The sequence below is a fragment of the Selenomonas timonae genome (assembly GCF_014250475.1).
GTDB classification, from domain to species: Bacteria; Bacillota; Negativicutes; order Selenomonadales; family Selenomonadaceae; genus Centipeda; species Centipeda timonae.
The window spans coordinates 292,311-314,156 of record NZ_CP060204.1; the positions used below are offsets into that span (position 1 = coordinate 292,311).

17 protein-coding genes, 1 tRNA gene and 1 other RNA gene are annotated in these 21,846 nt (G+C 59.0%); 9 read left to right on the top strand and 10 right to left on the bottom strand.

The window, feature by feature from the left end; all coding sequences use genetic code 11:
- The 4 genes from dnaX to H1B31_RS01375 all read right to left on the bottom strand — a co-directional run bounded on the left by dnaX (position 1) and on the right by H1B31_RS01375 (position 3,714).
- Positions 1 to 1,839, bottom strand: a complete 1,839-nt coding sequence (dnaX, locus tag H1B31_RS01360; RefSeq protein ID WP_185980588.1) for a DNA polymerase III subunit gamma/tau — start codon at positions 1,837 to 1,839, stop codon at positions 1 to 3.
- Positions 1,840 to 1,924: 85 nt separating this feature from the next.
- Positions 1,925 to 2,024: signal recognition particle sRNA small type (ffs, locus tag H1B31_RS01365), an RNA gene on the bottom strand.
- A gap of 33 nt (positions 2,025 to 2,057) precedes the next feature.
- Positions 2,058 to 2,148, bottom strand: a tRNA-Ser gene (locus tag H1B31_RS01370).
- A 132-nt stretch (positions 2,149 to 2,280) separates the two neighbouring features.
- A complete protein-coding gene (locus H1B31_RS01375; RefSeq protein ID WP_185980589.1) occupies positions 2,281 to 3,714 on the bottom strand; it encodes an alanine/glycine:cation symporter family protein in 1,434 nt (477 codons plus the stop codon).
- Between the two features lie 178 nt (positions 3,715 to 3,892).
- Between H1B31_RS01375 and pyk the strand changes: the two genes are divergently transcribed.
- Positions 3,893 to 5,308, top strand: a complete 1,416-nt coding sequence (pyk, locus tag H1B31_RS01380; RefSeq protein ID WP_185980590.1) for a pyruvate kinase — start codon at positions 3,893 to 3,895, stop codon at positions 5,306 to 5,308.
- A 169-nt stretch (positions 5,309 to 5,477) separates the two neighbouring features.
- A complete protein-coding gene (locus H1B31_RS01385) occupies positions 5,478 to 5,849 on the top strand; it encodes a RidA family protein (RefSeq protein ID WP_185980591.1) in 372 nt (123 codons plus the stop codon).
- 69 nt (positions 5,850 to 5,918) lie between these two features.
- Here the strand turns inward: H1B31_RS01385 and aroF are convergent, their stop codons facing one another.
- Complete coding sequence (aroF, locus tag H1B31_RS01390) at positions 5,919 to 6,953, bottom strand: 3-deoxy-7-phosphoheptulonate synthase (protein ID WP_185980592.1); 1,035 nt, start codon at positions 6,951 to 6,953, stop codon at positions 5,919 to 5,921.
- A gap of 16 nt (positions 6,954 to 6,969) precedes the next feature.
- Positions 6,970 to 7,824 carry a prephenate dehydratase gene (gene pheA, locus H1B31_RS01395; RefSeq protein ID WP_185980593.1) on the bottom strand — a complete coding sequence of 285 codons (855 nt, stop codon included), beginning with the start codon at positions 7,822 to 7,824 and terminating at the stop codon, positions 6,970 to 6,972.
- Positions 7,825 to 7,993: 169 nt separating this feature from the next.
- Between pheA and H1B31_RS01400 the strand changes: the two genes are divergently transcribed.
- The 3 genes from H1B31_RS01400 to H1B31_RS01410 all read left to right on the top strand — a co-directional run bounded on the left by H1B31_RS01400 (position 7,994) and on the right by H1B31_RS01410 (position 10,705).
- Positions 7,994 to 8,572, top strand: a complete 579-nt coding sequence (locus H1B31_RS01400; RefSeq protein ID WP_185980594.1) for an HD domain-containing protein — start codon at positions 7,994 to 7,996, stop codon at positions 8,570 to 8,572.
- Entirely contained in the window at positions 8,569 to 9,345 is a 777-nt protein-coding gene (locus H1B31_RS01405) for a class I SAM-dependent methyltransferase (RefSeq protein ID WP_185980595.1), read from the top strand. The genes H1B31_RS01400 and H1B31_RS01405 overlap by 4 nt, the downstream gene beginning before the upstream one ends.
- A gap of 76 nt (positions 9,346 to 9,421) precedes the next feature.
- Positions 9,422 to 10,705, top strand: coding sequence for a glucosaminidase domain-containing protein (locus H1B31_RS01410; protein ID WP_185980596.1), 1,284 nt, complete (start codon positions 9,422 to 9,424; stop codon positions 10,703 to 10,705).
- Between the two features lie 31 nt (positions 10,706 to 10,736).
- Here H1B31_RS01410 and H1B31_RS01415 read toward each other — a convergent pair whose 3' ends face one another.
- From H1B31_RS01415 to H1B31_RS01430, 4 genes are all read right to left on the bottom strand, one after another.
- The gene (locus tag H1B31_RS01415) at positions 10,737 to 11,270 is read right to left on the bottom strand and encodes a hypothetical protein (RefSeq protein WP_185980597.1); all 534 of its coding nucleotides are present in this window, start codon (positions 11,268 to 11,270) and stop codon (positions 10,737 to 10,739) included.
- A gap of 371 nt (positions 11,271 to 11,641) precedes the next feature.
- Positions 11,642 to 12,559, bottom strand: coding sequence for a hypothetical protein (locus H1B31_RS01420; RefSeq protein WP_185980598.1), 918 nt, complete (start codon positions 12,557 to 12,559; stop codon positions 11,642 to 11,644).
- A 180-nt stretch (positions 12,560 to 12,739) separates the two neighbouring features.
- Complete coding sequence (locus H1B31_RS01425; RefSeq protein WP_009657010.1) at positions 12,740 to 13,174, bottom strand: flavodoxin; 435 nt, start codon at positions 13,172 to 13,174, stop codon at positions 12,740 to 12,742.
- 43 nt (positions 13,175 to 13,217) lie between these two features.
- A complete protein-coding gene (locus tag H1B31_RS01430; RefSeq protein ID WP_037346953.1) occupies positions 13,218 to 13,784 on the bottom strand; it encodes a DUF3793 family protein in 567 nt (188 codons plus the stop codon).
- Positions 13,785 to 14,078: 294 nt separating this feature from the next.
- On the opposite strand from H1B31_RS01430, the gene H1B31_RS01435 reads away from it, so the two are divergent.
- The 4 genes from H1B31_RS01435 (at position 14,079) to H1B31_RS01450 (ending at position 21,815) form a co-directional block, all read left to right on the top strand.
- Positions 14,079 to 15,131 (top strand): methionine ABC transporter ATP-binding protein, encoded by a 1,053-nt coding sequence (locus H1B31_RS01435; RefSeq protein WP_185980599.1) that lies wholly within the window; start codon positions 14,079 to 14,081, stop codon positions 15,129 to 15,131.
- Entirely contained in the window at positions 15,100 to 15,753 is a 654-nt protein-coding gene (locus tag H1B31_RS01440) for a methionine ABC transporter permease (RefSeq protein WP_185980600.1), read from the top strand. Before H1B31_RS01435 ends, H1B31_RS01440 begins: the two co-directional genes overlap by 32 nt.
- A 206-nt stretch (positions 15,754 to 15,959) precedes the next feature.
- Positions 15,960 to 16,772 carry a MetQ/NlpA family ABC transporter substrate-binding protein gene (locus H1B31_RS01445; protein WP_185980601.1) on the top strand — a complete coding sequence of 271 codons (813 nt, stop codon included), beginning with the start codon at positions 15,960 to 15,962 and terminating at the stop codon, positions 16,770 to 16,772.
- Between the two features lie 276 nt (positions 16,773 to 17,048).
- Positions 17,049 to 21,815 carry a TonB-dependent receptor plug domain-containing protein gene (locus H1B31_RS01450; RefSeq protein WP_185980602.1) on the top strand — a complete coding sequence of 1,589 codons (4,767 nt, stop codon included), beginning with the start codon at positions 17,049 to 17,051 and terminating at the stop codon, positions 21,813 to 21,815.
- Positions 21,816 to 21,846 lie beyond the last annotated feature (31 nt).

Sequence of the window (21,846 nt, forward strand, 5' to 3'; positions counted from 1 at the left end):
TCAAGTGTTCTCGTCCGGCGGCAACTCATCGTCCCCGAACATCTCCGCTTCCTCATCCGGCGTCGGCTCGTACACCTCGTACGCCGCATCCTCTGCGGCAGGGGATGCGGGTGCTTTCGGCTGCGGCGCAGGCTTCTTCACGGGTGCACTGACCTCCTCGACACGCGCCCCCTCGCCCGCGATCTTCAGCAGCTCCGCCACAGGGGTAGGATACTCCGGTGCCTTCTCCGCCGCAGGTGGGGGCGGTGCACTCTCGTCCTCACCGCCCGTACAGACAATGACGAGAGGACGCCCTGCCAGCTCCGACATAACCTCCTCGAACACCGCACGATGCCGATTCGTAATATAGTCGCGCGCCATATCCGTCGCGGGTCGGATGAAGAAATGTGTCTCGGTCGCCCCCTCATAGCCCGCGCCCGAGAGCAGCGACGCAGCGAGTCGATGCCGCTCCTTGAGCCGCGCCTGAAAGGACTTCCAGAGTGCGGCATCCAGTTGACGGGGTTCAGACGGAGCAGCCGGATCTACAGCCTCTCTCTTCGCGATGCGCTTCGGCGGCGCAGTCTTCGGTGCAGTCTGCTGTGCAGGAGCGGGCGCGCCCTGCACGCCAGACTTTTGTGCCGCAGCCTTCCCCGCCGCAGACACGCCACCCGCTGCAATCTGCTCCGTCAGGCGCCGCACCTCTGCCTCGAGCCGTGCAATGCGCGCCGTATCGGCAGGATTCGACACTGTGACAGGTGCGCCCTCAGGTGCGACATCCGCAGGCCGGCAGAGCCCAATCAGCATACTCTCCGCCGCAATGCGCGGCTGCGGCGAGACGCGAATCTCCTGCATCGCCTCGTTCAGCTTACGCAGGATCGCCATGATCTCATCCTGTGTAAAGCGCGCCGCTGCCTCCCGTAACGCCTCCGCCTGTCCATCGGGCAGTTCTGCCGACCCGAGCGTACCGCCCACACCGACGATCATCAGACTGCGGAAATACTGGGCAAGTTCCGCGAGAATCTGCCGCAGTTCACGCCCATTATGCAGCAGCTCCCCAAGCTGCGTGATGAGCGGGGCCGCCGTACGGCCTGAGATCTGCAGCGCCATCTTCTCAATCCACGCACGCCCAACGAGTCCGAGTGCCTCCTGTACGAGCTCCGCCGTGAGCGTGCCCTCCGCGAGTGCCGTACACTGATCGAGAATCGAGAGTGCGTCACGCATACCGCCGTCCGCCTGCACGGCAATGATGGCGAGCGCATCCTCATCCGCCGCAATGCCCGACTCGTGACAGACGCGAATCAAACGATCACGAATCTCCGTCACCGTAATCCGATGGAAGTCGTAGCGCTGACACCGTGACTGAATCGTCGCGGGCACCTTGTGCGGCTCCGTCGTCGCAAGGATAAAAATCACGCGCGGGGGCGGCTCCTCAAGCGTCTTGAGGAGGGCGTTGAACGCCTCCGTCGTCAGCATGTGCACCTCGTCGATGATGTAAATTTTATAGTGCCCTTCCGTCGGTGCGAACTTCACAGACTCGCGCAGATCGCGAATCTCGTCAATGCCGCGGTTCGATGCCGCGTCGATCTCGAACACATCCATCGACGAGCCGTCGCTGATCGCACGGCAGGAGTCACAGGCACCGCATGGCGTGAGCGTCGGTCCCTCGGCGCAGTTGAGCGCACGCGCGAGAATCTTTGCCGTGCTAGTCTTACCCGTGCCGCGCGGCCCCGTAAAGAGGTAGGCGTGACTCGTCTGCCCCGACGTGACGGCACGCGCAAGCGTGCGGCTGATATGCTCCTGCCCCACGAGATCGGCAAACGTCTCCGGCCGCCAGCGGCGATACAGCGCAACGTACGACATCGTCAGACCTCCTCACTTTTCTCAATAAAAAAAGCAGCCCTTCTCAGGCTGCGTCAGCATTCCGATTTCTCCCACGGCAGGCCACAATCCCCAGGCACCCTCACGGCACATGTGACGATCCGCTTACCGCTGCTTCCTTCCGGACCTGACGGGGTTCACAGGGTCCCATTGCGCGAGACCAAGGCATTGCAGCCCGCCCTGAGAAAAATCAATAAAAATGGCGGAGAGTGAGAGATTCGAACTCTCGGTACGGTATCACCGCACACACGCTTTCCAGGCGTGCTCCTTCAACCACTCGGACAACTCTCCACGGTATTCAAAAAAACTATTCACTTCTGCAACGCTTGCTAGTCTAGCACGACTCACGCCCCCTTGTCAAGAAAAAAGAGAGATCGCAGCGCCCAGCGAGAGGCAGCCGATCTCTCTTTTGCCATTCTAATATCAATGTTTCTGCGGCTTGAACTGATCCTCACCCCACGCCGTAATGCCCTTCTGGTCGGGCATGATGCTCGGGTCGAAGACGGGGTTCTTCCCCGCCGCCTTCTGCGCGAAGTAGTCGGCGAGCGCGATGCGTGCAAGCGGTGCAAGCCGCGCAATGGCGTAGAGGTTCGTGAGGCAGATCATCGCCATGAAGAGGTCGGCGAGGTTCCACACGAGTCCGAGCGCCGCGATGCAGCCGAAGAAGACCATTGCAACGACGCCGAGGCGGTAGATGAAGAGCGCCCGCTCCGTGTTGCCGCCGAAGAAGTGGATGTTGATCTCGCCGTAGTAGTAGTTGCCGACGACGGAGCTGAATGCAAAGAGGAAGATGAGCACGGCGAGGAGGCTCGACGCCCACGGGCCGAAGACGCTCGCGAGCGAGTCCTGCGCGAGAGCGATGCCCGTCGTGTCGCCACCGATGGTGTACTGCCCCGTGAGGAGGACGATGAACGCGGTCGCCGAGCAGACGATCCACGTATCGACGTAGACGCCGAACGCCTGCACAAGCCCCTGCTTAACAGGATGCGTGACGTTCGCCGTCGCCGCCGCGTTCGGGATTGACCCCTCGCCCGCCTCGTTCGAGAAGAGTCCGCGACGAATGCCCGTGAGGATGACCGTGCCAATGCCGCCGCCGACAGCAGCCTGCGGGCTGAACGCATCGTGCAGGATGAGGGCGAACATCGCGGGTACTTGGTCAATGTGCAACACAATGATGATGAGTGCAATGAGGAGGTAGATGCCCGCCATTACAGGGACGAGCAGGGTGGAGAAGTTTGCCACGCGCTGAATGCCGCCGAAGATGACCGCACCCGAGAGCGCTGCAAGCACCGCACCCATGACCCACGTGTCGATGCCGAATGCCTTCTCCATCGAGAGCGCGATGGTGTTTGCCTGCACCGATACATAGATCAGACCGAACGTGATGGAGATGAGTACGGCAAAGAGCTTTGCCACCGCCGGCTGACCGAGTGCGTTCTGAATGTAGTACGCAGGGCCGCCGTGAAAGAGTCCGTGTCCACGCGGAATCTTGTAGATCTGGGCGAGCGTACTCTCGACGAAGCCCGTCGCCGTCCCGATGAAGGCGATGACCCACATCCAGAAGACAGCCCCCGGTCCGCCCGTGACGATGGCGATGGCAACGCCCGCGATGTTGCCGACACCGACGCGCGAGGCGGTGCTGACGCAGAACGCCTGAAACGACGAGATCGCCTTGCGTCCGCTCGGACGCCGTCCGAGATCGCCCGCAAGCAGACGCACCATCTCCGGCAGTGCGCGCAGCTGAACAAGCCCCGTCGACAGCGTGAACCAGAGTCCAGAGCCGACGAGCACGACGATGATGATATAAGTCCACAGGAAATCGTTGATCGAGCCAACAAGAGAATTGAGGAAGTCCATAAAACCACCCTTTCTGAAAAGAATACGCTTCATCATAATAGAAAAGCGTTTTGTTTGTCAAATTGGATTCGTGTATTCTTTCATAGGCGGAGTCTGTCTACGCCCTTTACTTATCTTCAAAAAGAGTGTAGAATGTCAATAGCTTCAATTTTCAGGGATAAAAAGCGGGGGATATGTTATGCTGAAAAAGACGAAAATCATATGCACGCAGGGTCCGGCGACGGATCCCGAGGGAATTGTGGACGCACTCATCGAGAACGGGATGAACTGCGCGCGCTTCAATTTCTCGCACGGCTCGCATGAGGAGCATCTCGTGCGCATCAACAAGGTGCGCGCGGCGGCGGAGCGCTCGGGCAAGGTGATCTCGCTCATTCTCGACACAAAGGGGCCCGAGATGCGCCTCGGCGAGTTCGCAGACGGCAAGGTGCAGCTTGAAAAGGGACAGAAGTTCACGCTGACCTACGAGGACACGCCGGGCGACGCGACGCACGTCAGTGTCAATCACAAGAAGCTCTACAGTGAGGTGAAGGCGGGCGACACGCTGCTTCTCTCGGACGGTCTCGTCGGGCTTGTCGTTGATGAAATCCGCGGCAAGGACATTGTGACGACGGTTCAGAACAGCGGCCCCATGTCGACGCGCAAGCGCGTTGCGGCGCCGGGCATCGAGCTGAGTCTGCCCGCGATCTCCGAGCAGGACGAGCGCGACATCATCTTCGGCATCCAGAACGACATGGACTTCGTTGCGGCGTCGTTCATTCAGCGTCCGGCGGACGTGGAGGAGATTCGCCATCTGATCGCAAAGCACGGCGGTCACATGGAGATCATCCCGAAGATCGAAAATCTCGCGGGTGTCAACAATTTTGACGCAATTCTCGCGGTCTCGGACGGCATCATGGTCGCACGCGGCGATCTCGGCGTCGAGGTTCCTGCCGAGGACGTGCCTGTCATCCAGAAGGAGATCATCCGCAAGTGCAATGCGGTCGGCAAGCCCGTCATCGTTGCTACGCAGATGCTCGAGTCCATGACGACGAACCCGCGCCCAACGCGCGCTGAGGTCTCGGACGTCGGCAACGCGATCTTCGACGGTGCGGATGCGATCATGCTCTCGGGTGAGACGGCAAGCGGCGACTATCCCGTCGAGGCGGTCAAGACGATGAGCACGATTGCCCTGCGCATGGAGGAATCGCTTGAGTACGACACGATCATCCGCTCGCGCAGCATCCGTGAGCGCTCCTCGGTGACGGATGCTGTCTCACACGCTACCGTGCAGCTCGCCTATGAGACGAGCGCGGCTGCGATCCTGACGCCGACCCAGTCCGGCTACACGACGCGCGTTGTGTCAAAGTACCGCCCGAAGGCGATGATCGTCGCCTACGCACCAAGCCCGATGATTGCGCGTCACATCAACCTGCGCTGGGGTGTCTACCCCATGCAGGGACGCAAGTGGACGAGTGTCGAGGACATGATTGAGTCCTGCACGCGTGGCGCACTCTCACACGGCTACGTCAAGCAGGGCGATAAGGTCGTCATGGTCGCTGGTATGACCTACAACGAGGGCGGCTCCGTCGCCGTCCGCGTCACGACGATTGCGTAAGTAGAGTTGCATAAGGGCGCCCCTTCCACCGCTTGCGCGGTTCCCCTCCCCCGCTTCGGCAGGGGAGGCTTTGCATTACGGCATATTAGCTTCCCCCGCCAGAGCTGGGGAAGTGGCGAGCTTGCGAGCCGATAGGGGCGCTCCGATTCCCAAGATGAAAGGAGCATTTATGGAAACAATTCACTCTGACCACGCCCCCGCAGCCCTTGGCCCCTACAGCCAGGCAATGCGCGTCGGCAATCTCATCTACACCTCGGGACAGATCGGCATCGACCCCGTCGTCGGCAAGATCACGGCGACCACCGTCGAGGGTCAGGCAGCGCAGGTCTGTGCGAATCTGCGCGCCGTCCTCACAGCTGCCGGCACTGACCTCACGCGCGTCGTCAAGACCACCTGCTTCCTCGCGGACATGGGCGACTTCGCCGCATTCAACGAGGTCTATGCCCGCCACTTCACGGGCAAGCCCGCCCGCTCCTGCGTCGCAGCCAAGGCACTGCCCGCCGGCGCGCTCTGCGAGATCGAGGTTATCGCTGAGGTCTGAGCGTCATAGTCCGAAATCAAAAGGAGACAATCCACGCGGATTGTCTCCTTTTCTATTTCTATGATGTTTTTACTCCATCACCATCGGCTCGATCTCCTCATCCTCCATAAAGCGGCTGAGCTTCTGCACACTCTTCATGAGGTCGCGGTAGTTCTCAGGCGTGAGGGACTGCGGGCCATCGGAGAGGGCGCGCGCAGGATTCGGGTGCACCTCGATGATGAGTCCGTCCGCACCCGCCGCGATGGAGGCGAGGGACATCGGCTTGATCATACGCCACTTGCCCGTGCCGTGGCTCGGGTCGGCGATGATCGGCAGATGGGAGAGATGCTTGATCGCTGCAATCGCGCTGATGTCGAACGTGTTGCGCGTGTACGTCTCATAGGTGCGGATGCCGCGCTCGCAGAGGATGACGTTCGGATTGCCCTCGTTCATGATGTACTCAGCGGCGTTCAGCCACTCATCGATGGTCGCGGCGAGTCCGCGCTTGAGCATGACGGGCTTGCCCGCACGTCCAACCGCCTTCAGGAGACCGAAGTTCTGCATATTGCGCGCGCCGATCTGCAGGAGGTCTGCGTAGGCAGCGACCGTATCCACAGCCTCGACAACTGTCACCTCGGTGATGACAGCGAGCCCGGTCTTTTCACGCGCCTCGGCGAGATATTTCAGCCCCTCTTCCTCGAGCCCCTGAAACGCATAGGGCGAGGTGCGCGGCTTGTACGCACCGCCACGGATGAACTGCGCACCACCCGACTTGATGAGCTCTGCCGTCTCCAGCAGCTGCTCGCGTGATTCGACGGCGCAGGGGCCTGCCATGACGACGGGCGTGCCGTCGCCGATCTTGATGCCGCGGATATCAACAACTGTCGGCGCGGGATGGAACTCGCGGCTCGCGAGCTTATAGCTTTTGGAGATCGAAACGGTCGTCTCAACGCCGTGCATGGCGTCGAGCGGGGTCGCCGCGAGCTTCGTCTTGTCGCCGATGACACCGACAATCTTCTGCCGCGCGCCCTCCATGACTTTCGCCTCAAGCCCCTTCTCCTTGATGGCGCGGATGACGCCCTCGATATCTGCCTGTGTAGCATCCGAATTCATAATAACGACCATTGTATCCTCTCCTTCACTATTCGTTGTGTGCTGTGTGTACCGGAAAAGCACCGAGCACCTTCAGCCAGACGCTCTTTTCCGCAACAGCGTCAATGGAGTCGCGCAAGGCATCGGGCGAGCTGTGCGCGTCCAGATCGAAAAAGAACATATACGCGCCGAGCTCTGTGCGCGCAGGACGCGACTCGATGCGCGTGAGGTTCACCGCGCGGCGTGCGAACTCACCGAGCACATTGTAGAGCGCCCCCGCGCGTGCGCCGTCGATCTGGCAGACGAGGAGTACCGTATCAGGTGGCTCCACCGGAGGAGCGACAGTCCCGTCACGCACAACCTCGAAGAAGCGCGTGCAGTTCGAGCCGCGATCCTCGATCTTGCCCGCGATCTCAATGAGACCGTTCAAAGCCCCCGCGCGGTGTGTGCAGATTGCCGCCAGACCCGCCTCTGCGGGAGACGCACCGACAATCTCCGCCGCGCGCGCCGTACTCGCGGTCTTGATGATCTCCGCCTGCGGACAGTACCGCAGAAGGAAGTCGCGGCACTGCGCGATGGGCTGTGCGTGCGAGTAGACCGCACGAATCTCGCCGCCCGCGCGCGCCATCAGATAGTTGTGCACGGGCCAGATGACCTCCCGCCGAACGCGCAGCGTATCCGAGCGCGCGAGTGTGTCGAGCGTCACGGCAATCGCGCCCTCGAGTGAGTTCTCCACGGGCACGAACGCAGCGTCCACTGCCCCTGTCTCCACCGCATGCAGACACTCACCGATGTCGGCGAAGCAGACGATCTCGCGGTCGAGCTGCTGCCACTCCATGAGATAGAGTGCTGCCGCCTCACTGTGCGTCCCCACGGGGCCGAGCACGCCCATTTTCTGACTCACACACATTCCTCCCTGATAGGAATCCCCCGATTCCTATAGTTTCCTATCATACTATATGAGAGGCGTGTTGACAAGGGCAATGGGAAACACTTTCATTTCAAGCGCATTTCCACTTGCACCGCACCTGTGCTATAATAGAGATACTTTCTCATACAAAAAAGGAGCAGCTATGTCGCCAAAGGAATACCTCGCTATTATGCACTGTATCGCCGGTCTCAAGGAGCGCACGCGTCACGCGTGGATGAAGTCGGGGCGGCAGGAGAGTGTCGCAGAGCACAGCTGGCGGATGGCGCTGATGGCGTACTTCCTGCGTGACGCATTTCCCAACGCCGATCTCACGCGCGTCCTCCTCATGGCGCTCCTGCACGATATGGGCGAGGTCTTTACGGGCGACATCCCGACGTTCGAGAAAACGGATGCCGACCGTGCACGCGAGCACGCGCTCCGCGATACGTGGATTGAATCCCTCCCGCCCCCATATGCGGCTGAGGTGCGCGACCTCTTTGCTGAGATGGACGCGTGCGAAACAGAGGAGGCACGACTCGCGAAGGCACTCGACCGCATGGAGGCGGTCATCACGCATAACGAGGGTGATCCCGCGACGTGGCTGCCGCTCGAATATGATCTCCAGCGCACCTATGGCATCGAGGAGGCTGCGTTCTCACCCGTGCTCAGGGCGCTGCGCACAGAGGTCAATCACGAAGTAGATGCTGTCATTGCCTCGCTTACAAAGGAGGAGAAAATATGAAAACGAACTATGGCAACTGGATCTCCACACCAATGATGAAGACACTCGTCGCCATCGCTGCCGTACTCTATGTACTCACGGTGCTCTATGCGGTCATATACGACCGCGTGACTGCGCCCTTCTTCATCCTCGCGATCCTCGCCGGCATCGCGACCATCGTCGTCCTCTATATGTACTACTGCCGCCGTGTATTCGATTTCGAGGGCGGCGGGCTCATGCGGCGCATCCACGCGTATCTGCTCGATCAGCTGCCGTGGGACGGGCTTGGCAGGGCGCTTGACGTTGGCTGCGGCTCGGGCGCGCTCACGATTGCAACGGCAAAGCGCTTCCCGCTCGCAGAGGTGCAGGGCATCGACTACTGGCCGCCGATGTGGAACTACGGACAGGCACAGTGTGAGTCCAATGCCGCCGCCGAGGGCGTTTCGGAGCGCTGCGCATTCCAGCATGGGGATGCGGCAAAGCTCGACTTTCCCGATAATTATTTCGATGCTGTCGTCAGCAATTTTGTCTTTCACGAGGTACGCACGCAGAAGGATAAGTTCATGCTCGTCGAGGAGGCGCTGCGCGTGCTGAAAAAGGGCGGTGCATTCGCCCTGCACGACACATTTGGCAACAGGGATATGTACGGTGATATGGACGTATTCGTCGCCTATCTCAAGGAGCAGGGCATCGCCGATGTCTCCTACATTCCGAACACCGAGCGCAATATCGAGATGCCACCCGCCGTCCGCTTCATGCTGCGCGGCGTCGGTATGCTCTACGGGACGAAGTAGCCGGAGCAGTACAAAGCTCCTAAGCGTTCGCGTGGGGCTTGCACTACATAGATAAATATCAAGCACCGAAAGGAAAATGCCCGTGTTCTTCAAATCCATTCCCGCCGCCCTCACCGCCGCCGCACTTCTCTCTGCCCCCGCATACACAGCGGCAGCAGAGACAACTGCCGCCATCCCGCGCCCCGCGATTCCTTCCTCCATTCCGCAGGGCATGACCGTGGACGCAAAACTCGCCGCAGGGCTGCACTTCGCCGCACCGAAAGCGAACCTCGACATTCTCCCAATGCCCACGGCAGAGCCGACAGAAATCACCATCATGGGCGAGGCGGCGGCGACCGAGGAGCAGATGCTCTCCTACCTCCTGCGCCGCAATCCGAAGCCGAAGCTCACGGGCACGCCCGAAGAGCTCGTGCACGCATACTACGAGGAGGCGGAGCACGAGGGCGTGCGTGCCGATGTCGCACTTGCACAGGCATTCAAGGAGACGGGCTTCTTCGCATACGGCGGTGACGTGGACTGGAAGCAGAACAATTTCTGCGGACTCGGCGCAACGGGAGGCGGTGCAAAGGGGCTCTCCTTCCCCAACATCCGCACAGGGGCACGCGCCCACATTCAACACCTCCTCGCATACAGCCGTACGGAGCGACCACGCGTCGCCATCGTTGACCCACGCTACGACCTCATCCGCACGAACCGCCCCGACATCTACGGACAGCTCACACGCTGGACACAGCTCAACGGTGTCTGGGCAGTCCCCGGCAAGAACTACGGGCAGGAGATCATCGTCATCCGCGACCGTGCACGTCAGCCCGACGGCTCCGATGCAGCTCTGCGCGCCGCGAACGCCCACCTCATGCAGGCGGGCGATGCCGACAACTACATCTATCGCGGGCTCGTCTATCTGCATCGCGCAGCCTACGCCGAGGCACTTGCCGACTTCACCGCCGCGCAAAAACGCAACACGAAGCGCAGTGAGCCCTACCTCGGCATCGCACTCGCCCATACGGGCGCAGGAAACGTCAAGGAGGCTCACCGCGCCTACGAAGTCTATCTGAAGATCTCCCCCGACGATGCCGCTGCCCTCCACAACTACGGGCTCACCCTCCTCGCCGAGAACAGCCCTGTGAAGGCGGTTGCTCCGCTGCGCGACGCCATCCGCCGCGCCCCACAGAACGCGGACAGCTACAGTGCCCTCGCCGTCGCCCTCATACACACAAAGGACTACGCAGGCGCATGGAAAGCTCTCACAGACGGTGCCGCCATCGCCCCCACGAACACGGACATCCTCATCAACCAGATTCTCTTGCAGGCGTGTCTCAAGGACGCAGATGACAAGAAACACGGGAAAAAGAAGAAATAGATGTGTGTTGTTGGTCGCAGCACTGACCAAGTCAGCGACCAAGAAAATGATCGAGATGAATAGCAAAACACGGAGCACCATTTTCGGCGCTCCGTGTTTTCTTTTGCCTCTCCCCCTCCATCAGCTGCAGCGCATGGATGGCGATGTGGGCAATATCGTCCTCATCGATCTCGTGCGGATGCGTGAGGACGAAGGCATAGATACCGATTGCCTCGGCGGCGAGGATCTCGAGACGCAGTTCGGTGTTTTTCGGGCGAAGCCCTAGCACGCGCAGACGTTTTCGAATATGCTCTTTGATGGCGTTCTTCCATTTCGCGATAAAGTCAGCATTCGGCTCGTGAACCAGAAAGGCATAGTAAAGCGCCTGTTTCGTACGGATATATGCAATCGTGTCCCGCAGAAAAGACATCATATCAACCTCGAGGGGCACATCGACAACCGCATCCGTATGGCGGACGATCTCGTACATCTCGGCGTTTTCGATATCATCCTTCAGCATGTCCACGCTGTCGTAGTAGAGGTAGAACGTGCTGCACACGGCGGGTGCTTCGCGGCATATGTCCATGACCTTAAGGAAGCACTGATAAATTTAGCCCGATCATCTTAGCGCATCCTTTTCGCGCTGCCTGTGGCAACAAATCCTCCACATAGCCCCCCCCTATGCGTCCGGTTTGTTTCCTTGTCAGGACAAAAATTCTGCACCAATCTGACGGACTTCATTTTATCAGCGATTCCTTAGAATGCCCAGAATTCTGCGCTGACGTTCGGTAATCAAAAGCACACCTCCTTCCTCATTTTCGTTCAGTATAGCAAGCACAGGGCAAATACCATAGGCGAAAAATTTCCGTACGTCGCGGAAATCTTCCGCAGCACAAAGAAAAAGAAGCTGCACAGAGGTTCTCCTCATGCGGCAGCTTCGATGCTCTCGTATGCAGTTTACTCCTCGAGCTTCAGTAGACCCGGCTGTTCGATATTCCACTTGTCCTTGCGCAGGGAGAAGAGCGCGGGCATATCGACAGTGAGCTTGTCGTAACTCTTGCCTGCTTCGTAGCGCGTAGCGAAGGTCTCCTTCATGCCCGCTTCCTCGTGCAGTTTCTGATCGTACGGGAACATAGGGCTCGGGATGACGGCGAAGTCGTTCGGCTGCCCCGGGATGTCATACGCCCAGAACGTCGCCTCGTTGACATCATCGACCGTCTCGAACTTCGGCATCGTCTTGCCGTTCTCCGTTGCTGCATGATCCGAGCAAATGAGAAGATGCAGCGCATACTTATCGATAAGCGGCTGGCAGAGCTCCGCACCGCGCTCGGGGGAGAAGGTCTCGCGCAGTGCGTGATAGTCGTCGAGCAGATCCTGCCAGATTGGCTTGCTCTCGAGCAGAGCGTCGAGGTCGATCTCCTCCTCTGGCTCCGGTGTAGGTTCCGGCTCGGGCTCAGGCACCGGTTCTGGTTCCGGCTCAGGCGGCGGAGGCGGTGCGGCGACAGGGCGCGTCTTCAGCTCATCCAGGTCGGCAGCAAACAGCTTTGCCTGTTCCTCCATCCGTGCGATGCGAATCTCCAGCTGTCCAACCTGCTCCTTGAGCCCAGCGACCTGAATCGCCGTCTGACTATCCTTTGCTACGGAAGCCTGAATCTCTGCCGAAAGTCGCTCCGCCTCCGTGCGCAGCCACGAGACATGTCCCTCGATGACGTCGACCGTCCCTCCTGTCTGCCGCCACGCATAGTGCGTCGCAACAGCAGCGATCGCAACACTCGCCACGACGAGAACGAACGAGAGTATCGTCATCACATCCGCCATCACGGGGTGCAGGAAGCCCACCGTCTGCACGGCGGCTGCCGTTGCCTCAGTCCCCATAGATCATTCACCCTTTCCCTTTATCTCTATCAACATAAGCATCTATAACCGCATAAGCGCATATCTGTATAGATTCTCTATACAGGCTAAAAATTCCTGCCAGATAACTGTGCAGTGCATAGAAAAAGAGCCGCTCCGCGCGAAGCGACTCTGTTTTTCCATCGTAAAATGCAGTGCGTCTTAGAGCGCGCTGACGAGCTCTGCGCCGAGATCCTTGCTGCCCTGCACGCCCTCTTCGTCGGGCTCGTTCTCGACAATGAAGGTGTTGACAAGCTTTGCACCCGCTTCCTTCGTGCGCTCGGACCAAGTCTCCATCCACGCACCAGCGCCCCAGCCCCACGAGCCGAAGAGCACGACGGGCTTGCCGGAGAGCTTGCCGCTCTCGACAGCCTCTGCGAAGAACGGCTCATACGAGCCCTCCTCGAGCTCCTCAGCGCCCATCGAGGGGCAGCCGAGTGCCAGCCCGTCGTAGCTGTCGATCTGATCGACGGTGAAGCTGTCCACCTCGAAGAGCTCGACGTCAGCGCCTGCGCCCTGTGCGCCCTCGACAACAGCCTCTGCCATCTTCTGCGTGTTGCCCGTGCCGGACCAGTACACAACTGCTACCTTTGCCATGTGAAATCCTCCTCATAGAATACCGGGAGATCATCCTCTCCCTCTATACTGCCTGCACCAACTCGGCGAGAGGCCGTCCCGCCTCCAACCGCGTACAGAACTCCTGAGTACAGACCGAGTACTCCTCAAAGAGAGCCCGTGCCTCGGCCTCGTTCGTGTAGACCTTCCAGTATCCGCTGTAGACGAAATCCTGCCCCCGCCGCGTAATGAACTCACGTACATCCGCCGGCGGATAACCGAGAAAGAGTCCGACCTCCGGCGGGAGCGTCTTGCGTACGCGCATACGGAGACGCAGGAACTCGAGCCGCTCCTCCATGCTGTCCGTGATACGGTAGCCCGCCTCACACAGGATTGTCTGCGCCTCCGGCACAGCGAGTGCGCGGGCTACAAGCTCAGCGCGATAGAAGAGAATGAGGACGTACTCCTCTCCCTCTGCCACGTGGAATGTCGAGATTCCCTTGCAGGAAAAACAGGGTTCGTAGGACGCAAGCAGCGCCTCAAAATCCTGAAAGCGGCTCTTCTGGAACGACAGCAGACTGCCCGCCGTCAGACCCGCCAGCAGGGGTGCAGCGTGATAGCCGAGCAAATGCTCAAAATCTGGACAACGCATTGTCATATCCCCCTCTGCGCCAAGGCGCAATAAAACGCCCCCGAAAAATCGTCTGGTAGTTCATTATACCGTAAACGATTCTCATTAGCAACATCTTTTCTCACAGAGGAGAGTATTCTGCTATGGTCTGCACCTATTATAGCCGAGATTGCCCTCAGTGACAACAGAATCTTTTTTATTTATGAATAGGAAGATTTTAACGTAAACACATTTCATCAGTTAGCGAAAACATTGACAAAAAGCCGCGTCTGTGCTACGTTTAATCGGAATCTCAGTCAAAGGAAAACTACCATAATGATACATCTAAAAAATATTGTCAAAACATACGAGGGAGATATTCACGCGCTGCGCGGAATCGACCTCCATATCGAGCGTGGGAGCATCTACGGCATCATCGGACTCTCGGGCGCGGGAAAGTCCACGCTCATCCGCTGCATCAATATGCTCGAGCGGCCGACAAGCGGCGAGGTGCTGATTGACGGGCGCGATCTCATGCAGATGAGCGAAAGCGAGCTGCGCGAGGAACGCCGCCACATCGGCATGATCTTCCAGCATTTCAACCTGCTGTCCTCCGCGACCGTCTATGACAACGTTGCTTTCCCACTGAAACTCGTGGGGAAATCCGCCGATGAAATAAAGCCGAAGGTGACGGAGCTGCTTGCCCTCGTCGGACTTGCGGACAAGGCGGACGCCTATCCCTCGCAGCTCTCGGGCGGACAGAAGCAGCGCGTCGGCATTGCGCGCGCACTTGCAAGCGATCCGAAGGTACTCCTCTGCGACGAGGCGACCTCCGCGCTCGACCCGCAGACGACGAAGTCCATCCTCGCGCTCATCCGCGACATCAACCGCCGCATGGGGCTGACTGTCGTTGTCATCACCCACGAGATGCAGGTCATCAAGGACATCTGCGATCGCGTTGCTGTCATCGACGGCGGTGTCATCGCCGAGGAGGGCGACGTGGTGGATGTGTTCACCGCGCCGCGCGAACCGATTACGAAGGAATTTATCAGCGTCCTCCTCTCGAACGAGCTGCCGACGGCATTTCGCGGCAATCCGATCGAGGAGACGCCGAGTCCCGACAGCTACATGCTCCTGCGCCTCACCTTCCTCGGGGAGAGCGCGGACAATCCCGTGCTCGCGGACATGATCCGTCTCTTCCCCGACATCGAGGTCACGATGCTCTTCGGCACGCTCGACCAGATCAAGGAGCTGCCGTTCGGCCGCATGATTATCGGTATGCGCGGCGAGCGCAGGGAGATCGAGGCTGCGATTACGTATCTTTCCGCACAGCATTTGAAACAGGAGGTGATCGGCTATGTCCGCCGAAATGATGCCGCTCCTCACTAAGGCGCTGGGCGAAACAATCTACATGGTCATTGTCAGCATGGCGATCTCGACCGCCATCGGCGTTCCGCTCGGCGTGCTCCTGCACGTCACGAGCAAGGGGGAGATTCTCGACGCGCCGATGGTCAACCGCACCGTCGGCGCAGTCGTCAACGCCGTGCGCTCCATTCCCTTTATCATTCTGATGGTTGCTATCATTCCTTTGACCCGCCTGATTGTCGGCTCCGCCATCGGCACAACAGCGGCCATGGTGCCGCTCGTCATCGCTGCCGTCCCCTTCATTGGACGGCAGGTGGAAACCTCGCTGCGCGAGGTGCCGCACGGACTCATCGAGGCGGCGCTCTCAATGGGCGCGACGCCGATGCAGATCATCATGCGCGTCCTGCTGCCGGAGTCCATGCCGGGCATCGTCAGCCAGCTCACGACAGTCATCATCGCCCTCGTCGGCGAGTCCGCAATGGCGGGCGCGATCGGCGGCGGCGGTCTCGGCGATCTCGCGATTCGCTACGGTTATCAGAGGTTCCGCCCTGATATCATGATCGCGACCGTCGTCATTCTCATCGTTCTCGTCCAGCTCGTGCAGTTTGCGGGCAACAGCCTCGCCGCACGACTGAATAAGAGATAGATACCGTGTTGTTTCACCGAGATACGTGTCCAAAAGCAAACCCTAGTGGAGCAAGTGAGTCAAGCGCGCGGTATACCCCGACGGATTTCTACCGTTCAAGCGAAGCGCGTTTGAAATTCGCCGGTATTTGAGCATACAAGCGCGCGATCACTTGCGTAACGAGGCGTTTGCGTTGGACTCGTGTCACGGAACCAAAGGAGGTTTTTATGAAGAAATTACTCACCCTCGTCCTCGCGCTCACCACGCTCGCCCTCGTCGGCTGCGGCGGCGGTGCGGACAACACTGCCGCGAAATCGGAGAAGGTTCTCAAGGTCGGCGCCTCCCCCGTTCCCCACGCTGAAATCCTCGAGGTCGTAAAGCCCGAGCTTGAGAAGGAAGGCATCAAACTTGAAATCGTCGAGTTCAACGACTACGTGCAGCCGAACCTCGCGACGAATGACAAGGAAATCGACGCGAACTTCTTCCAGCATGAGCCGTACCTCAAGAACTTCGTCACCGAGCATCCCGAGCTGAAGCTCGCGAACGTCCTCGGCGTCCATGTCGAGCCGATGGGCATCTACTCGCACAAGATCAAGAACATCAACGAAGTGAAGGACGGCGCACAGGTCTCCATCCCGAGCGACCCGACCAACGGCGGACGCGCCCTGCTCCTCCTCGAGCGCGCAGGTCTGCTGAAGCTCAAGGACGGCGTCGGCGCTGCCGCAACCGTGCAGGATGTCGTCGACAATCCGAAGAAGCTCGTCTTCAAGGAGATCGAGGCACCGCAGCTGCCCCGCACGCTCGACGATGTGGACATCTCCGTCATCAACACGAACTGGGCAATGCAGGCGGATCTCGTGCCGACGCGCGACGCCCTCTTCATGGAGGACAAGACCTCCCCGTACGTCAACATCCTCGTCGTCCGCCAGGGCGATGAGAGCCGCCCCGAGATTCAGGCGCTCATGAAGGCACTCCACTCTGAGGCGGTCAAGAACTTCATCAATGAGAAATACAAGGGTGCAATCATCCCTGCATTCTGAGGAATTGCATGTTGCAGAGGCTGCTGCACGGAGCTAGAAAACTTCGTGCAACAGCCTCTGTCTTTATGTGCCCCGTATCACTGCAAGCGCTCTTCTACGGCCTGACACTTCCTCGCTCTGTTTTCAATCATTGATCAAAAAAGGAGGCAAAATCATCATAATTTTTTCTCAAAGGTATAGACATTCACTCTCATGGTGATATAATTGATACACATTCTTTTTCGTGTTGTATTCAGAATGTTTGTCGAATCATATTTATCATCAAAGGAGTATCTTATGCCACGAAGGAAGGGACGACATTTTCACCGACTGCTCACCTGCGCCATTATGACATGGCTTGCCATGCCTGCCTATACCGTATGGGCGGATGATGGTACACAAGGGGGGGGCAGCGTATCTACTGCTGATATACATGTCGATGCCGATGCCGCAAAGGAAGATGCGAAATACGAGTCGCAGTCAACGACAATCATCACGGCGGAGGATATCGCACGCAAACAGGCGAAGTCCGTCGAGGACGTGATCTTCAACGAGGTCGGCGTGACGCGTACAATCGACGCGATGGGCAACGTCGGCGTATCGATCCGCGGCGGTGACCCGCGCCATACGCTGCTGCTCGTGGATGGGCAGCGTGTCCTCGGCGGTGAGGCGAAGTACAACGGCAACGGCGACGAGCTGCTGCGCATCGGCGCGGAGAACATCGAGCGCATCGAGATCATCCGCGGTGCGGCGAGTGCGAAGTACGGCGCGGATGCCATCGGCGGCGTGATCCATGTCATCACGAAGCAGGGCGTAAAGAATCCGTCCGTCTCGCTGAATATCGAGGGACGCTATCACAGCTCTCGCAATCAGAGCGGTACGGAGACGAACACCCTGCCGACGAATTTCTACCTGCGTGCGGACTCCGGCGACATCGGCAAGCTAAACCTCAGCGGGTGGACATCAAAGCGCGAGGTCATGCCCGTCTACTCGCACGGCAAGCAGTTCATCGCCGGCGAGAACTGGTACGAGGATTTCAAACCGTCGCTGCGCTTCTACGGCTCGATCAAGAATGACGGTGTGAGCGGCTCCTACAGCTTTGACGATGCGAACAAGCTCTCCTTCCGCTTCACGACAGAGCGCGAGAACATGCAGCGGCGCAACAAGGGCGAGCTCTACCCGCTCGGCTCGTTCTTCGAGCCGATGCAGATCTACCAGCGTGACCGCAAGCGCGACACGTACAGCCTCAGCTACGAGGGCCGCATCGGCAAGAATACGGACTATACGCTGAACTACGGCTACGGCAAGCTGCGTGAGGACGACTCAACCATCCTCACCTACTACAGCAGCGGGCGTGACAAATACTCGGGCAAGAACAGTCTCGCAGGTGTGGACTATCTTGACCACACGCAGACGAACGTCGACCTGCACTTCAACACCGCCGTAAACGACGCGCACTATCTCAGCTATGGATTCGGCTGGCAAAAGGAGTACGCCGAGGGCTCACGTCTGCGCAATGCACCAAAGAGCTACACGAAAAGGATCAACCCGTGGGACTATGACAAGTCGCTCGCGGTCGAGGACAATACAGCGGGGAAGGATGATGAACCGGACACGTATGTCCACAACTATAAATTCCTCCGCAACGAGAACGGCTTTGTCTGGGACAAGAACGGCGAATACTATGGCTCGGAAAAGCCGCCGATGACGTATGAAGAGGCAAAAGCCTACGCTAAGAGCGGCTTCTCCGATCCTGATTTAGCAGACAAATTCAACGCGTTCAACGATCTCTTGAATGCACAGAACGACTTCAGCGATCCCAAATTCAATAACTTGCCCATGCTGTATAAATACGCTCCTGCACTGGGGTACTATGGGCTGTTATCATCATCCGGACCGGCCTATAAACAGGACAAAAACATCACATTCAACGGGAAATATTACGGACAGGTGTTCGAGGAGCGCAAAAACCAACTGCTGATCGGCGAAGCAGATCTCACAAAGACCTACGCCTATGTACAGGACAGCTGGCAGATCACGCCGAAGACCATCCTCACGCCCATCCTGCGCATCGACCACAGCAACCGCTTCGGCTCGCATGTCACAGCGAATCTCGGCATGACACACATGCTTGCGAAACACCGCCGGCTCAAGGCGAACATCGGCACGGGCTACGGCGAGCCGGGGCTCGGCGAGCTGTTCTACAACTGGGAGATGTACGGCGGCACGGGCGCAGACCATCTCGGCTGGTACTGGATCGGCAATCCGAACCTGAAACCCGAGAAGTCGCTGAACATCGACCTCGCATTCGAGGGAGAGAACGAACACACCTACGGCAAGGTCGGTGTGTTCCACAACGAGATCTCGGACTATATGACCCACTACTTCACAGGACAGCTTGTGGACTTCAACTTCCACGGCAAGAGTTTCCGCAACGTCCCCGACCGCATCTACAGCTTCCGCAACATCGGCAAGGCAAAGCTCACAGGGATCGAGGCAGAGGTTCAACACAAGTTCAGCAAGAACTGGAGCGCAAAACTCGGCTATACCTACCTGCATGCCATCAACGCGAGCGATGATGATCTGCCGCACCGCCTGCTCGATCGTCCGACGCATAAATTCGATGTTGGCGTCAACTACAAGGACGATGCACACGGCTGGCGTGTGGCGCTCTGGGGCAGCTTCTTCAGCCGGATGCTCGACAGCAACTCCGTTCAAACAGACAATCTGTTTGAAAAGGACGGCGCGGGCAACTACATTCGCAAGCGCGGCGAGTACCGCGAAAAGAGCTTCGGCATTTGGAATCTCCTCGTCGAGAAGGACATCCGCAAGGACTTCACTGTCTACGCAGGGGTGGACAACCTCTTCAACCATCAGGACGACGATCGCGCCTATCATGACCGCACGTTCCGCTTCGGCGTGAATATGAAATTCGACGACTTCGGCTCGTTCCTCGGCACGGGGATTCATCGCAACGCGGACGGCGTACTCGTCGATCGGGACGGTGTGCCGCTGAAAAACTTCTACGGAGACGACTTCTTCCTACACCGCCCCGAGACAGCGACGGACGGCAGGGCAAAGGGCAGCCTCGACTTCTTCGGCGACTACCGTATGCGTACGAGCACCTATCGCGGCTACGATCGCGCGGAGATGCGCGAGACGAAGGAGACACAGGCGGATGAAGCGGCGGCACGCAACTACGCTGACCGTCCGGGACACGGCTTCGGGCAGCGTCTGCGCATCGGTGCGGACTACCGCATTGACGACAAGCTCGGGGTCAAGGCTGTGCTCGCAACGGGCAAGGCGAACGATGCGGCGGATCCCGTAGACGAAAATAAAGGACTCGGCGGTGTCCACATCGAGCGCGCCGAGGTCACGGGCAGCCCGGGTCACTGGGACTGGACACTGGGGCGCATCCACGAGCCGATGGGCGTGACGGGCTACTGGTTCGGCAAGGAGTACGACGGCGCACGCGTCCTCTATACAAAGGATCGTACGCAGGTCGCCGCCGGCTTCGGCGACTTCTCCCGCACGACGGGTGTCTACGACAGTGCCTACAGTCACAAGGAGGAAACAATCATCCGCCGCGCCCCGACGCTGAACGAACTGTTCGGCTACTATACACAGGAGGTACGCGACGCAGAGAATCACACACAGCACGTCAGCAGTTCCCCCTATCCCATGGAATACGACCCAAATGCGCCGGCGAACTTCCGCGAGAAGTACAACAATGCGGGCAAGATTCAGGACGCAAACGGCAACTGGGTGCGCGATCCCGCACTCTCCGATACGCAGATTGCCCAGAAGAAACTGGAAGTCATGCGCGAATTTGTCAGCATCCTCAAATCCGTGGATGCGGAACTCCTACGTCGCTCGAATGAAACACCCGGCGGCGGCGGATATGAGAGCAAATGGGAGAAGATCCTCAACGGGGATGGAGATCCGAGTACGGCAACCTTCAGGTTTTATAGTAATTTTTACAGTGCTCGTGTCGTTGTGCGGCGCAGCGACGGCGTCGTCCGCGACCTCTATCGCGACAACAACTACGATGCACTCAAATATCTAAACCTCTCTCAGGAATCAGGCGTCAGTTCGCCTGTGGACAACCCGAAATACGGCGGCGTTGAGGGTTTGCTCCGCGAGCAGAATATCCGCACGATGATGGACGACATCCTAAAGGAAGTTGAGGATGCGGGCAGTACCTATGAGACGCAGGACGGACAGACGCTGACACGGGCTGAAGCAATCGACCGTATGTTCAACGACTTCGTCGGTGAAACTGCGGAATATTTTGACCAGAATATCCCCGGCAATTACGGCGGTTCGATTGGGAGATACAACGGCGTATCAAAATTTTTCTCGGCAATGATGGGCAACGAGCGCTTCAATCCGCTCAACGATGCCCCCATCCCGCTCCCCGGCGCCCCCATCGCCTTCCGGCAGCCCGGCTTCCTGCTGAAACACGATGTCATTCCGAGGATGGAGCGCGCAGCCTTCCTCAAGGTGCGCCATCAGTTCGGCAGCCGCGTCGGCGCGGAGCTGTGGACACTGCACTCCTTCGGACACGGCATGGATGTGAAGGGCGAGAAACTCCCCATCGCGAATGTCATCGGCATCGGCGCACGCGCAGTCCTCGGACCGCGCACGATGTTCTCCTTCGACTACGGCATCAACCGCGCTGCGACGGGACGTTACTTCCACGGCGGCAGGGACAGCTACGGACGCTATACGGGCGGCGGCTCTGTGCCATACTTCTGGGTCATGCGTCTGGACTTCGGCATCCCCGACATGGATATTCCCGGCAGCTGGGGTGTCTACCTCGACTACAAGAATTTCGAGCACGGCGCATTCCTCGGCGGCACGGGTGCAGATCTGCCCGACCGCTACCTCGACGGCATCCGCTCCTTCACCACCGGCATTGCCTTCGTCCCCGCGCGCGACCTCATGCTTGAGGCGATGTATACCTTCGGTGCCCGCAGCACGCAGATGCGCGACACGCTCTATACGCCCGAGCACTTCCGCCTCGGCGACTACACACGTATCCAGCTCACCTATCGGTTCTAAATTTCCACGCATACAAAAATCCTGCTCCCAA